General features: G+C 71.5%; 14 protein-coding genes, 1 tRNA gene and 1 pseudogene. 8 read left to right on the forward strand and 8 right to left on the reverse strand.

What is annotated here, in order from left to right; all coding sequences use genetic code 11:
- The first annotated feature begins 30 nt into the window (after nt 1–30).
- The 6 genes from J2Z33_RS05935 to argF all read left to right on the forward strand — a co-directional run bounded on the left by J2Z33_RS05935 (nt 31) and on the right by argF (nt 6,095).
- Complete coding sequence (locus J2Z33_RS05935) at nt 31–1,140, forward strand: SPFH domain-containing protein (protein WP_209838892.1); 1,110 nt, start codon at nt 31–33, stop codon at nt 1,138–1,140.
- Between the two features lie 86 nt (nt 1,141–1,226).
- The gene (locus tag J2Z33_RS05940) at nt 1,227–2,339 is read left to right on the forward strand and encodes a TFIIB-type zinc ribbon-containing protein (RefSeq protein WP_209838894.1); all 1,113 of its coding nucleotides are present in this window, start codon (nt 1,227–1,229) and stop codon (nt 2,337–2,339) included.
- Between the two features lie 47 nt (nt 2,340–2,386).
- Nucleotides 2,387–3,307, forward strand: a complete 921-nt coding sequence (locus J2Z33_RS05945; protein WP_209838896.1) for a carbohydrate kinase family protein — start codon at nt 2,387–2,389, stop codon at nt 3,305–3,307.
- Nucleotides 3,304–3,741, forward strand: coding sequence for a D-aminoacyl-tRNA deacylase (gene dtd, locus J2Z33_RS05950; protein WP_209838898.1), 438 nt, complete (start codon nt 3,304–3,306; stop codon nt 3,739–3,741). The genes J2Z33_RS05945 and dtd overlap by 4 nt, the downstream gene beginning before the upstream one ends.
- Nucleotides 3,742–3,914: 173 nt before the next feature.
- Nucleotides 3,915–5,093, forward strand: a complete 1,179-nt coding sequence (locus J2Z33_RS05955; protein WP_209838900.1) for an aspartate aminotransferase family protein — start codon at nt 3,915–3,917, stop codon at nt 5,091–5,093.
- Nucleotides 5,094–5,168: 75 nt separating this feature from the next.
- Complete coding sequence (gene argF / locus J2Z33_RS05960; RefSeq protein ID WP_209838902.1) at nt 5,169–6,095, forward strand: ornithine carbamoyltransferase; 927 nt, start codon at nt 5,169–5,171, stop codon at nt 6,093–6,095.
- A gap of 1 nt (nt 6,096) precedes the next feature.
- On the opposite strand, the gene J2Z33_RS05965 is transcribed toward argF, so the two are convergent.
- The 4 genes from J2Z33_RS05965 to J2Z33_RS05980 all read right to left on the reverse strand — a co-directional run bounded on the left by J2Z33_RS05965 (nt 6,097) and on the right by J2Z33_RS05980 (nt 8,259).
- Entirely contained in the window at nt 6,097–6,597 is a 501-nt protein-coding gene (locus J2Z33_RS05965) for a periplasmic heavy metal sensor (RefSeq protein ID WP_209838904.1), read from the reverse strand.
- A 3-nt stretch (nt 6,598–6,600) separates the two neighbouring features.
- Nucleotides 6,601–6,972, reverse strand: a complete 372-nt coding sequence (locus J2Z33_RS05970) for a hypothetical protein (protein WP_209838906.1) — start codon at nt 6,970–6,972, stop codon at nt 6,601–6,603.
- Entirely contained in the window at nt 6,959–7,564 is a 606-nt protein-coding gene (locus J2Z33_RS05975) for an RNA polymerase sigma factor (protein ID WP_209838908.1), read from the reverse strand. Before J2Z33_RS05975 ends, J2Z33_RS05970 begins: the two co-directional genes overlap by 14 nt.
- Before the next feature lie 95 nt (nt 7,565–7,659).
- Entirely contained in the window at nt 7,660–8,259 is a 600-nt protein-coding gene (locus tag J2Z33_RS05980) for an EF-hand domain-containing protein (RefSeq protein WP_209838910.1), read from the reverse strand.
- A 207-nt stretch (nt 8,260–8,466) separates the two neighbouring features.
- Here J2Z33_RS05980 and J2Z33_RS05985 point away from each other — a divergent pair, with 207 nt between their 5' ends.
- Together J2Z33_RS05985 and tspO are read left to right on the forward strand one after the other, a co-directional pair.
- On the forward strand, nt 8,467–8,883 hold the full coding sequence (locus J2Z33_RS05985) for a DUF983 domain-containing protein (RefSeq protein WP_209838913.1): 417 nt from the start codon (nt 8,467–8,469) through the stop codon (nt 8,881–8,883).
- A gap of 65 nt (nt 8,884–8,948) precedes the next feature.
- Nucleotides 8,949–9,410, forward strand: coding sequence for a tryptophan-rich sensory protein TspO (tspO, locus tag J2Z33_RS05990; RefSeq protein WP_209838915.1), 462 nt, complete (start codon nt 8,949–8,951; stop codon nt 9,408–9,410).
- 119 nt (nt 9,411–9,529) lie between these two features.
- Here tspO and J2Z33_RS05995 read toward each other — a convergent pair.
- The 4 genes and pseudogenes from J2Z33_RS05995 to J2Z33_RS06005 all read right to left on the reverse strand — a co-directional run.
- A tRNA-Gly gene (locus J2Z33_RS05995) sits at nt 9,530–9,603 on the reverse strand.
- 44 nt (nt 9,604–9,647) lie between these two features.
- Nucleotides 9,648–10,322 (reverse strand): SOS response-associated peptidase, encoded by a 675-nt coding sequence (locus tag J2Z33_RS06000; protein ID WP_209838917.1) that lies wholly within the window; start codon nt 10,320–10,322, stop codon nt 9,648–9,650.
- Between the two features lie 41 nt (nt 10,323–10,363).
- Nucleotides 10,364–10,636 (reverse strand): MliC family protein, encoded by a 273-nt coding sequence (locus J2Z33_RS18245; protein ID WP_342454144.1) that lies wholly within the window; start codon nt 10,634–10,636, stop codon nt 10,364–10,366.
- A gap of 93 nt (nt 10,637–10,729) precedes the next feature.
- Nucleotides 10,730–12,301 (reverse strand): annotated as a pseudogene (locus J2Z33_RS06005) (bifunctional metallophosphatase/5'-nucleotidase); the annotation flags it as partial.
- Nucleotides 12,302–12,334 lie beyond the last annotated feature (33 nt).

Genomic DNA, 12,334 nt, shown 5'->3' on the forward strand with positions numbered 1-12,334 from the left:
ACCCGGCCCCCACCTGCGGAGGAGCCGCCCATGGCCATCTTCGATTTCCTGTCCGGCCAGTTCATCGACGTCATCGCCTGGACGGACGACACCCGCGACACGATGGTCTGGCGCTTCGAGCGCTACGGCAACGAGATCAAGTACGGCGCGAAGCTCACGGTGCGCGAGGGGCAGGCCGCCGTCTTCGTCCACGAGGGCCAGCTCGCCGACGTGTTCGGGCCCGGCCTCTACGAGCTGGAAACCAACAACCTGCCGATCATGACCTCGCTCCAGAACTGGAGGAGCGGCTTCCAGAGCCCCTTCAAGTCCGAGGTCTACTTCGTCAACACCACCCGCTTCAACGACCAGAAGTGGGGCACCAAGAACCCCATCCTGTGCCGCGACCCCGAGTTCGGCCCCGTGCGCCTCCGCGCCTTCGGCACCTACGCCATGCGCGTGACCGACCCCGGCACCTTCCTCAAGGAGATCGTCGGCACCGACGGCGAGTTCACCACCGACGAGGTGAACGCCCAGATCCGCAACGTCGTCGTGCAGGAGGCGAGCCGGGTGCTCGCCGCCTCGCAGATCCCGGTCCTCGACATGGCCGCCAACACCGGAGACTTGGCCAAGATCGTCCGTGACGCCATCGCCCCCACGATCCAGGGCTACGGCCTGACGCTGCCCGAGTTCTACATCGAGAACATCTCCCTGCCCGAGGAGGTCGAGCGCGTCCTCGACAAGCGCACCTCCATGGGCATCGTCGGCGACCTCGACCGCTTCACGCAGTTCTCCACCGCCGAGGCGATGACCAAGGCCGCCGCCAACCCCTCGGGCGGCATGGGCGCGGGCCTCGGCATGGGCATGGGCCTCGGCATGGGCGCCGCCGCCGGCCCCTGGGGCGCCCGCCCCGCCGAGCCCGCCGCCGCGCCGACCGCCCCACCGCCGCCCCCGCCCGCCGAGGCGCAATGGCACCTCGCCGACGACGGCCAGACCACCGGCCCCTTCGGCACCGACGACCTCCGCCGCATGGCGCGCGAAGGGACCCTCACCCGCGAGACCCACGTCTGGACCCCCGGCCAGGAGGGCTGGACCAGGGCCGGCGAGGTTCCCGCGCTGGCCGCCCTCCTCGCCCAGATTCCGCCGCCCCCGCCCGCTGACTGACCGGACCCAAACCCCCGCACGGGGCGGGCGTTGCGCCCGCCTCGTCGCGCGGACCATAACCCCGGCACGTCCCACCCGGAGACCCCATGCCCGACCACCGCTTCCCCTGCGAGAGCTGCGGCGCGCAGCTCGTCTTCGCGCCGGGCCAGACCTCTCTCGCCTGCCCCTACTGCGGCCACGTCCAGGAAATCCCCGAAGGCGACGCCGAGGACGTCTCCGAGGCTCTGCAGGAGATCGACTATTCCGCCACCGTCGCCCGGATGCGGCGCGGCGCCACCTACGAGGAGACGCGCGTCCTCAAGTGCCCCAACTGCGGGGCCGAGACCGAGTTCTCCGAAGGCGTGCAGGCCACGCTCTGCCCCTTCTGCGCGACGCCGCTGGTGACGCACACCGGCGTCCACCGCCACGTCAAGCCCGCCGCCGTCATCCCCTTCCAGCTTTCCGAAGCGCAGGCGCGCGAGGCGATGACGAACTGGCTCGGCAGCCTCTGGTTCGCGCCCAACGGCTTGCAGGACTACGCCCGCCGGGGGCGCCGGATGGACGGCATTTATGTGCCCTACTGGACCTTCGACGCCGACACCGCGACCGACTACCGGGGCCAGCGCGGCGACGATTATTACGTGTCCCGCACCGTCACCATCAACGGCAAGACCCAGACCGTGCAGGAGCGGCGCACCCGCTGGCGCTCCGTCGCCGGCCGCGTGTCGCGCTTCTTCAACGACGTGCTCGTTCTGGCCTCCACCTCGCTCCCGCGCGAGCACACCGACGGGCTGGAGCCCTGGGACCTCGCGGCCCTCGCCCCCTATCGCCCCGACTACCTGTCCGGCTTCGCCGCCGAGGGCTACCACGTCGACCTTGAGGACGGCTTCACCCTCGCCCGCGCCAAGATGGACGCGGTGATCGAGCTCGACATCCGCCGCGACATCGGCGGCGACCACCAGCGCATCACCGGCAAGCGCACCGAGATCTCGGACGTGACCTTCAAGCACGTCCTCCTTCCCGTCTGGATGGCCGCCTACAGGTTCCAGGACCAGAGCTTCCGCTTCGTCGTCAACGGCCAGACCGGCAAGGTGCAGGGCGAGCGTCCCTGGTCCCGATGGAAGATCTTCTTCGCGATCCTCGCCGCGCTGATCCTCGCCGGCGCTGCGGCGCTCGTCTATCAATGGGCGGCGGCGAATGGCTACATCACGGTTCGTTAATCCTTATCGGCTATGATGAACGTCCCGAAACGAGAGAAGGTGATTCGATGATTCTGTCCTGCGGCGAGGCGCTGATCGACATGCTGCCCCGCACCACACTGGCCAATGAAGCCGCCTTCGCCCCCTATGCGGGCGGGGCCGTGTTCAACACGGCCATCGCGGTCGGCCGCCTGGGCGCGCCGTCGGGCTTCTTCTCGGGCCTGTCGTCCGACCTGTTCGGCGACCTGCTCCGCAAGGTGCTGGCCGACTCGCAGGTGGACACCTCCCCCGCCCACGTCTCGCCGCGCCCGACGACGCTGGCCTTCGTGCGCCTCACCGACGGCCACGCCACCTACACCTTCTACGACGAGAACACCGCCGGCCGGATGCTTTCCCCCGACGACCTGCCGGACTTAAGTCCGGACATACAGGCCCTGTTCTTCGGCGGCATCTCCCTGGTGGGCGAGCCCGCGGCCCACGCCTACGAGGCGCTCCAGGCTCGCGAATCCGCCAGCCGCGTGACGATGCTGGACCCCAACATCCGCCCGTCCTTCATCACGGACGAACCCACCTACCGCGCCCGCATCGACCGGATGCTCGCCCGCGCCGACATCGTGAAGCTGTCGGACGAGGACCTGCACTGGCTCCTCGGCCCCGGCGACAGCCACGACCACGCCCGCGCGATCCTGGCCATGGGCCCCAGCCTCGTCTGCGTCACCGAAGGCGCGCGCGGCGCGACCGGCCACACGCCCTCCGGCTACGTCCACGTCCCCGCCCCCCGCGTGACCGTGGCCGACACCGTGGGCGCGGGCGACACCTTCAACGCCGGCCTGCTCACGGCGCTCTGGAAGGCCGGGCAGCTCTCCAAGCCCGCGCTCCGCACCCTCGACGAGGACGCCCTGCGCGACGCCCTTGCCCTGGGCGTCAAGGCCGCCGCCATCACCGTCAGCCGCCCCGGCGCCAACCCCCCCTGGGCGCACGAGCTATGAGGGCTCTCGTCCAACGGGTGAGCGAGGCCGCCGTCCGCGTGGACGGCGAGACCCTGGGCGAGATCGGCCCCGGCCTCCTGATCCTCGTCTGCGCCATGCAGGGCGACGACGATGCCAAGCCCCGCGCGATGGCCGAGAAGCTGTCCAAGCTCCGCATCTTCAAGGACGCGGACGGCAAGATGAACCGCTCCCTCAAGGACACCGGCGGCGCGGCGCTGGTGGTCAGCCAGTTCACCCTCGCCGCCGACACCTCGCGCGGCAACCGACCCGGCTTCTCCACCGCCGCGCCGCCCGCCGAGGGCGAGCGCCTCTACGAGATGTTCGCGGAGGAGGTCGCTGCGCTCGGCATCCCCACCGCGCGCGGCCGCTTCGGCGCCGACATGAAGGTGTCGCTCGTCAACGACGGCCCGGTGACGATCTGGGTGGAGGTCTGACCTTGCATCGCCCCGCACCGGCCTTTAAGGCCCGCTCCCATGAGCCGGACCCGCGCCCTCCGACGCCGACGCTGACCGTCCGTCCCCCTGGGGACCGTTCCCGCTCGCCCTTCCCGTTGACACCCATCCAGCCCTCCGGCACCGAAGGGCCTCCCATTTCCGGGGTATGTCCGATGATCCCTGCCGTCCTGCCCACCTACGACCGCGCGCCCCTGACCTTCGAGCGCGGCGAGGGTTCCTGGCTCGTGGCCGAGGACGGCCGCCGCTACCTCGACCTCGGCGCCGGGATCGCCGTGAACGCCCTGGGCCACGCCAACCCCGACCTGACGCAGGCCCTCACGGATCAGGCCCGCAAGGTCTGGCACCTGTCCAACCTATACCGCATCCCCGAGCAGGAGCGGCTCGCCGCGCTGCTGGTGGACAGGACCTTCGCCGACACCGTCTTCTTCACCAACTCGGGCACCGAGGCGGCGGAACTGGCCGTGAAGATGGCCCGCAAGTTCTGGCACGACGCCGGCCACCCCGACCGCACCCGCATCCTGACCTTCGAGGGCGCGTTCCACGGCCGCTCCTCCGCCGCCATCGCCGCCGCCGGCTCCGAGAAGATGACCAAGGGCTTCGGCCCCCTCCTCCCCGGCTTCACGCAACTGAAGTGGGGCGACCACGAGGCGCTGGAAAAAGCCATCGGCGAGCCCGATGTCGGCGCCGTGATGATCGAGCCCATCCAGGGCGAAGGCGGCATCCGCCCCCTGCCCGACGTCTGCCTCAAGGGCCTGCGCGACCTCTGCGACGAGACCGGGGCGCTCCTGATCCTCGACGAGGTGCAATGCGGCATGGGCCGGACGGGCCGGCTCTTCGCTCACGAATGGGCGGGCGTCGCGCCCGACATCATGATGGTCGCCAAGGGCATCGGCGGCGGCTTCCCCCTCGGCGCCGTGCTCGCGACCGAACGGGCCGCCTCCGGCATGACCGTCGGCACGCACGGCTCCACCTACGGCGGCAATCCTCTCGCCTGCGCCGTGGGCGCGCGGGTCATGGAGATCGTCGCCGACGACGCCTTCCTGTCGGAGGTCCGCCGCAAGGGCGCGCTCTTCCGCCAGGGGCTCGAAGGGCTGGTGGCCTCGCACCCCGACGTGTTCGAAGGTGTGCGCGGCGCGGGTCTGATGCTGGGCCTCAAGTGCAAGGTCGCTCCCGCCGAGGTGGTCCAGGCTGGCTACGCCCAAGGGCTCCTCACCGTCGGTGCCGCCGACAACGTCGTGCGCCTCCTGCCCGCGCTCAACATCCCCGACGAGGATATCGCCGAGGCGCTCCGACGCCTCGACGCCGCCGCGTCCTCGCTGACACCCGCCTAATTCCATCTTCTGACCTGAAATATCCTCGGGGGTCCGGGGGCAGACAGCCCCCGGCGCCTCCGCAAGAGAGCCGCGATGAACCACTTCCTCGACATCGACAAGACCACGCCCCAGGATCTCCGGGCGATGATCGACCACGCCCAGTCCATGAAGGCCGCGCGCAATGGCCGCCCCAAGGGCAGCGCCGACGACGAGCAGCCGCTCAAGGGCCGCATGGTGGCGCTGATCTTCGAGAAGCCCTCGACCCGCACCCGCGTCAGCTTCGACGTGGGCGTGCGCCAGATGGGCGGCGAGACGATGGTCCTCTCGGGCGCCGACATGCAGCTCGGGCATGGCGAGACGATCGCCGACACCGCTCGCGTCCTGTCGCGCTACGTGGACCTCATCATGATCCGCACCTTCGAAGAGGCGGTCCTCCTGGAGATGGCCGAGCACGCGACGGTGCCCGTCATCAACGGCCTGACGAACCGCACGCACCCTTGCCAGATCATGGCCGACGTGATGACCTACGAGGAGCATCGCGGCCCCATCGCGGGCCGCAAGGTGGTCTGGTCCGGCGACGGAAACAACGTCTTCGCCTCCTGGGCGCAGGCGGCCGGGCAGTTCGGCTTCGACATCGCCTTCACCGGCCCGCCGACGCTCGACCCCGAAGCCGCCCATCTCGACTTCGCCCGCGCCAAGGGCTCCCGGGCCGAGATCGTGCGCGACCCTTTCCAGGCCGTGCAGGGGGCCGACCTCATCGTGACCGACACCTGGGTCTCCATGCACGACCCGCAATCCGCCAAGGAGCGGCGGCACAATCAGCTTCGCCCCTATCAGGTCAACGAGCGCCTGATGGCCGCCGCCAAGCCCGACGCGCTCTTCATGCATTGCCTCCCCGCGCACCGCGAGGACGAGGTGACGAGCGCGGTGATGGACGGCCCGCAGTCGGTGATCTTCGACGAGGCCGAGAACCGCCTCCACGCGCAGAAGGCCGTCATACGCTGGTGCCTCGGGGTCTGATCTAGTCCCTCGGCCCCTTTCCGGAGGGGCCGCGGCGCAGCTCCGAGTCCAGCCGCTCGGCGAAGGCGGCCCGTTGCTCCGGCGTCATGGCCCGGAGCCGCTCCAGCAGCTCCGCCTGCACCGCGGCCTGCACGGCCTCCACCCGCGACGACTGCGCGGCCAGCGCCGCGCCGGCGCGGGCGGGGTCGAAGGGCTCGGCCCGCACGGCGGCCAGGATGTCGGCGAAGGCGGCCTCGCGCTCCTCGCCCCGCATCGGCCGCAGGTCCGGCCGGTCGCGCAGGGACTCCAGGATGGCGTGCCGGTCCTCCTCGTCCAGCGCACGGGCGAAAGGACCGAGCGCCAGCTCCACCGGGCGTGGCCCGCGCCCAGGCCCGTCGTCGAAGATCAGGGAGCCGAGGAGCAACCCCGCCACCAAGAGGTTCAGGGCCAGCGACGCGATCAGGAGCCAACGCACCGGCCCCGTAGGCATGGCGGGCGTCGTCGCGGGCGATGGGTCGGTCAAGTCTCAGCCCTCCAGAAGGCTCAGGGGGTCCTCATCGACCCCCAAGGCAACGCTCACGTCCTCGCCCCAAAGACTGGGGAGGACCGACGACACGCCGGTGGGCGGCGCCGCGCCGATCCAGATGCCGGCCAGGGTCGCGGCGACGAAGCCCCCCACCGCAGGCCAGCCGCCCAGCAGCCGCAGCCAGCCGCGCCACCCACCGGGCGCGGGAGGGACCGCCGGAACGACCGTCCTGGGCCGGGGCCTCTCGCGCTCCGCGTCGGCGGCGAGCCGCGCCCAGAGCGCCGCGGATGGCACGACCTCCAGCGCTCGCGCCTCCGCGAGAAGGTCGTCCAGCTCCCGCCCACCGTCCGCGCCGGTCTCAATCCTCGTCATAGCCCAACTCCGCCTTGCGCCCGCGCAGCAGCGCGGCCAATGCCCGCTTCCCCCGCGCGGTGAGCGACTCCACCGCTTCCACCCCGATCTCCATCACGGCGGCGATCTCGGGGTTCGATAATCCCTCCAGATGCCGGAGCGACACCGCCTGCGCCTGCCGCTCGGGCAGTTGCGCCAGCGCATCCGACAGCGCCCGCAGCCGCGCCTCGCCCTGCATCCGCGCGGCAACCGAAGGCGCCGGGTCCTCCGGCTCCGCCACCTCGTCGAGGCCCACCGACCGCCGCCTGCGCCGCAGCCGGTCGGTGCAGAGGTTGGCCGTCACCCGGTGCAGCCAGGTCGAGACCTTCGCCTCGCCCTGCCGCCATTCCGGCGCGATCCTCCAGAGCCGCAAGAAGGCGTCCTGCGTCACGTCCTCGGCCTCGGCCCGGTCGGCCAGCATTCGAAGCGCCTGCGCCAGCACGCGCGGCGCCAAGGCCGCCATGATCTCCCGCGCGGCCTCCGGGTCCCCGTTGGCATAGGCCACGAGGAGAGCCCCCTCGCGGTCGCCCTGGGGGATGGCCAAGGCCGGAACAGGCTGGAACGCGGAAGGCATGGCCCTCGGGTTCTGATACATCGGGGGCGGGCCGTAAAGCGGGCAGGCGGCGGCCCGGACCGGCGTCCGCCGATCCGGGCCGCCCCGTCATGTCGTCAGTCGCGCGGGCCACGACCGCGCGGGCCTTCGCCCCGCTCCGGCCGCCCGGCTTCCATCTCCTCCAGGGAGATGCTGCCGTCGTTGTCCGCGTCGAGCCGGTCGAAGATCGGCGCGAGGCGCGGCGTGCGGGCCTCGATCTCCTCGGCCTGCAGGAGGCCGTCGCCGTTGTCATCCATCCGCTCGACGGCCCGCTGGGCGCGCGAAAGCCGCATCTCCTCACGGATCGCGTCCTCCAGCGCGACCAGCTCCTCGGCCGAGAGCGCGCCGTTGCCATTCGCGTCGGCGGTCGCGAAGCGCTCGGCCTTGCGGGTCTCGATCTCCTCCTGCGTCACCAGGCCGTTCCCGTCGGTGTCGTAGGACTCGAGCGGCGCGAGACCGATCGCCGCCATCCCGGGGCCGTCCGGAACGTCGCCGCGCGGGCCGTCGCCATGCGGGCCGGGGTCTTCGCCCGGCGGGGGCGGCGGGGGCACGTCGCCTTGCGCGGCCGGCGGCGCGGGCGGCGGGGGAGCGTCGGGGGCAGGTGCCGTCGCCTGCGCCAAGGCCATCGTTCCCGCCAGCCCGGCCAGCAGGCCCGCCATCACAATCGTCCGTCTCATGCGTCGTCTCCTGTTCGGAACACCGGCCCTCCCGGCCGGCTCTGGACCTTCTACGGCGCGCCCGCCGGCTTCCGTCGCGGTTCCCACGCATCCGTGACCCTGCGTTCCGCCGGTCGCGACATGGCGACGCAACGGACCTCCCGACCCTTCCCAAAGCCCGGCCGAGCGTTCAGATCAACGCAAGCTCCCTGGTTCACGAGGTCCGTCATGGACGATCCCGCCACCACGGCCACGGCCGACCGGATCATCGCCGTCCCCCAGGACCGGCCGGTCTGGACAGCCGTGCGCCGTGGCGTCCTCCGCCGCTGCCCCCATTGCGGCGAGGGGCGTCTCTTCGACGGCTACCTCAAGGTCGCCGACTGTTGCGCCTCCTGCGGCGAGGTGCTCAGGCACCACCGCGCCGACGACGGCCCGGCCTACCTGACGATTCTGGTCGTGGGCCACCTGATCGCCTTCCTGATGCACTTCGTCTGGGTGACCTTCCGCCCCGAGCCGCTGGTCTTTGCCACCATCCTCACGGTCTTCGCCGTGGGCCTGTCGCTCTGGCTGCTGCCGCGCTTCAAGGGGGCCATCGTCGGCTATCAATGGGCGCACCGGATGCACGGCTTCGACGACGGCCGCTGAGCCGCGCGCTTGCCGTCCCCTTGCGGGTCGGGCAAGCTCGGACGCGACCACGAAGGGCGACGGCGATGCTCCTGTTCCTCATCTTCCTCCTGGCCTGCCTCTGCGCGGGCCTGACCGGCTACCTGTTCCCGACGGGCGACTGGTATGCCCGCCTGCGGAAGCCCGACTGGACGCCGCCCAACTGGGCCTTCCCGGTGGCCTGGACCACGCTCTACCTGTTCATGGCCATCGCCGGAGCGCGCGTCGCCACTCTGGGCGGGCCGGGGGCGACGACGGCGCTGGCGTTCTGGGCGCTGCAGATCGCGGCCAACACGCTCTGGACGCCCACGGTCTTCGGCCAGCGCCGCCTCCGGCTCGGCCTCGCCGTCATCGGCCTGCTCTGGCTCGCCGTCCTCGGCGCGACCGTCGCCCACTGGCGCGTCTCGACCCTCGCGGGGCTCCTCTTCGTCCCTTACCTCGCCTGGGTGAGCGTTGCCGCCGCGCTCAATGCCGCGCTGATCCGCCTCAACCCGGACGAGGCGCGCTGAACCACCAGAGCGAGCATCCGGAATCGAAGCCCCGCTTCGAGCGTGGAAAGCCCGCGCGATGCCCTTTCGCCACGCCAGCGCGGGGCGTGGAACGGAACGAACGGCATATGAAAGGGATTTGGAGCGGGCGACGGGAATCGAACCCGTGTCTCTAGCTTGGAAGGCTAGGGTCTTACCATTACACAACGCCCGCGCTGGGGCCGATATAGGACGCCTGGGGTGGGACGCGCAACCCCGTCAGGCCGGGTTCATCGGCACCGGCACGATGAGCCCCTCCCCCACAGCGCGGGAGGAGTTGATCTCCGTCCCCACCCGCACCATCGCCAAGGCCCCGTCCTCGACCGGCTGCATCAGCCGCGCCGCGCCCTTGCCCGCCTCGCCCAGCCAGAGCGCCCAGTCCTCCGGCTCCAGGATCACCGGCAGGCGGTGGTGGACCGCCGACATCTGCGCGTTGGCCGGGCAGGTCACGACGGCGACCGTGCTCATCCGCGCCTCGGCCGGACCCCAGTCCTGCCACAGCCCGGCAAAGACCATCGGCGCGCCGTCCGTCCGCGTGACGTACCAGGGCAGCGGCGTCTTCGGGTCGCTTCGCTCCCATTCGTAGAAGCCCGTCGCCGGCACGAGGCAACGCCTTTCGCGGACCGCCTGCCGGAAGGCGGGCTTCTCCGCCACCGTCTCGCTCCGCGCGTTGATGAGGAGCGGGCCGTCGTTTGGGGCCTTGTACCACGCGGGCACCAGCCCCCAGCGCATCGGGCGGTAGAGCCTGCGCCCCTCCTCCGCCGTGCAGACGGCGATGCGCTGCGTCGGGCAGACGTTGTAGTTGGGCACCTCCGGCAGGTCGTTGGCCGGAGAGGCCGCGAAGAGCCGCGCCATCGCGTCATGGGGCAGCGTGATGACCATGCGTCCGCACATGGGGGATAGGTGGCGCGGACCCCGCGCCACCGCAAGACCCGTCAGGGCGTGGCGGGCTGGTCGGCCCGGCAGGTCGTGCCGGCGGCGGAGGCGATGTCCTCTCCCTCGGCCAGGGGCGCGAGCATAGCCTCGTCCTGCCCCTTGCCCCACCACTGGAGCCCCGCGCCCACGTAGCGCGCGCCGCTGGCCGATGCGGCGATGGTCAGGAGTGCCGGCTCGGCGCCGTCGAGGCTCAGGACGGCGAGGTCGCGGTCGCCGAGCGCCAGGAAGGCCGCGTCCACCACGCGCCCGTCCTCGCACGAGTAGCGGAGCACCAGCGGCGAGATCGCCGCGATGTCCGTGGCCTCGGCGGGCGCGGCCTCGGGCGTCGCGGCGGCTTCCTCGGCGACCGGGGCAGCGGTGCCAGTGACGGTGATGCGGCCGTCGGTGAAGGGCGCGTAGGGCTGGTTTGCCGCCAGATACTCGGCCGTCACGTCGGCGAGGTCGGGGCCGAAGTCGTAGGCATTGGCGGCGTCCACGAACATCGCGAAGCCGTCGCCGCCGCTGCGGACGTAGTTGTTGGACACCACGCCATAGGTCGCTGCCGGGTCGATGGGGCCCCAGGCGTCGCCGCCGATCAGCACCTGCACGTCGGACACCCGGCTCCCGGCCGGTTGCGACAGGTCGATGGCGTATCTCAGCCCCGCCACCTGGGCGAAGCGGCCCGCCTGCTCCTCGATCTGGCTCGCGCCATTCTCCAGCGCGGCGACCACAGCCTCGCCCGAGACCTGGAACGTGGACAGCGTGTTCTGGAACGGCAGCACCGTCAGGACCTCGCCCATCGTGACCGGGCCGGCGTCGATGGAGGCGCGCAGGCCCCCGCCGTTGGCGATGGCGATGGTCACGCCCTGGTCGGCCACGCGGGCGAGCATCGCCTCGGCCACGAGGTTGCCCATCTCGCATTCGACGGCGCGGCAGCTCTCCCGCTCGCCGTCGATGGCGCCGGCGGTCTCGGCCACCACCTGCGCGCGCAGCTCCTCCAGGGGCGCGGCGAGTTCGGTCACGCGGGCGCGGGCGGCCTCGTCCTCGGCGACGCTCGCGTTCAGCAGGATCGGGTCGCCGCTTGCCGCCGTCACGTTGCCTTCGTCGTCGAAGGTGACGGTCAGCTCGCCCAGATACTTGCCGTAGGAGCGGGCGGTGACGATGGGCACGCCGTTCACCATCGTCGGATAGGGGCCCGCCGCCCCGTCCTCGGTGTTGGACAGGAGGGTGTGGGAATGGCCGCCGACGATCACGTCCACGCCGGTCAGGCTTTGGGCCAGGGCCTGGTCGTCGGCGTAGCCCGCATGGGACAGCAGGATGACCTTGGTCACGCCCTGCGCCGTCAGCTCGTCGATGGCCTGCTGCGCGGCGTCGTAGGGGAGGACGTTGACGTTGGGTCCGGGCGAGGCGATCTCGGGCGTCTCGGTCGTGGTCAGGCCCACGACGCCGATGCGTTCGCCGCCCACGTCGATCACCGTGGACGGGGCGACCTTGCCGGCGAGCAGCGGCTCGCGGCTCGCGTCGATGTTGGCGGACAGGACCGGAAGGCCCAGGGCGTCGATGAAGGGGCCGAGGACGGCGGGGCCGTCGTCGAACTCGTGGTTGCCGACCGCCATGGCCTGATAGCCCAGGAGCGGCATGAACTCGGCGGACATCGCGCCCTTGTACTGCGTGTAGAGGAGCGATCCCTGGAACTGGTCGCCGGCGTCGAGGAGCACGCTGTTTTCGGCCCGCCCTCGCGCGTCGCGCACGGCCGTCAGCAGGCGCGCGACGCCGCCGAAGCATTCGTTCGCCGCCGCCTCCTCGGGCTGGCAGGTCGAATCGGTGCCGTTGATCGGCTCGAACCGGTCGTGGAAGTCGTTGGTGTGCAGGATCGTCAGCGTGAAGTCGGCCCAGGCCCCGGAGGCCAGCGAAGAGGCCACGAGCGCGAGCGTGCCGGCGGTGCAGAGATGTCGCATCGAATGTCCCTCCTGTTGGTGTTGAGCCGAGAT

This window comes from Rubellimicrobium aerolatum (assembly GCF_017872975.1).
Classification (GTDB): Bacteria; Pseudomonadota; Alphaproteobacteria; order Rhodobacterales; family Rhodobacteraceae; genus Rubellimicrobium; species Rubellimicrobium aerolatum.

Coding starts and splice junctions, on each gene's coding strand:
- J2Z33_RS05975 (WP_209838908.1), bottom strand. CDS start 7,564: ATGCCTTCCGCGTTCCAGCCTGTTCCGGCCTTGGCCATCCCCCAGGGC.
- J2Z33_RS05945 (WP_209838896.1), top strand. CDS start 2,387: ATGATTCTGTCCTGCGGCGAGGCGCTGATCGACATGCTGCCCCGCACC.
- J2Z33_RS05955 (WP_209838900.1), top strand. CDS start 3,915: ATGATCCCTGCCGTCCTGCCCACCTACGACCGCGCGCCCCTGACCTTC.
- argF (WP_209838902.1), top strand. CDS start 5,169: ATGAACCACTTCCTCGACATCGACAAGACCACGCCCCAGGATCTCCGG.
- J2Z33_RS05985 (WP_209838913.1), top strand. CDS start 8,467: ATGGACGATCCCGCCACCACGGCCACGGCCGACCGGATCATCGCCGTC.
- tspO (WP_209838915.1), top strand. CDS start 8,949: ATGCTCCTGTTCCTCATCTTCCTCCTGGCCTGCCTCTGCGCGGGCCTG.
- J2Z33_RS05970 (WP_209838906.1), bottom strand. CDS start 6,972: ATGACGAGGATTGAGACCGGCGCGGACGGTGGGCGGGAGCTGGACGAC.
- J2Z33_RS05980 (WP_209838910.1), bottom strand. CDS start 8,259: ATGAGACGGACGATTGTGATGGCGGGCCTGCTGGCCGGGCTGGCGGGA.
- J2Z33_RS05940 (WP_209838894.1), top strand. CDS start 1,227: ATGCCCGACCACCGCTTCCCCTGCGAGAGCTGCGGCGCGCAGCTCGTC.
- dtd (WP_209838898.1), top strand. CDS start 3,304: ATGAGGGCTCTCGTCCAACGGGTGAGCGAGGCCGCCGTCCGCGTGGAC.
- J2Z33_RS05935 (WP_209838892.1), top strand. CDS start 31: ATGGCCATCTTCGATTTCCTGTCCGGCCAGTTCATCGACGTCATCGCC.
- J2Z33_RS06000 (WP_209838917.1), bottom strand. CDS start 10,322: ATGTGCGGACGCATGGTCATCACGCTGCCCCATGACGCGATGGCGCGG.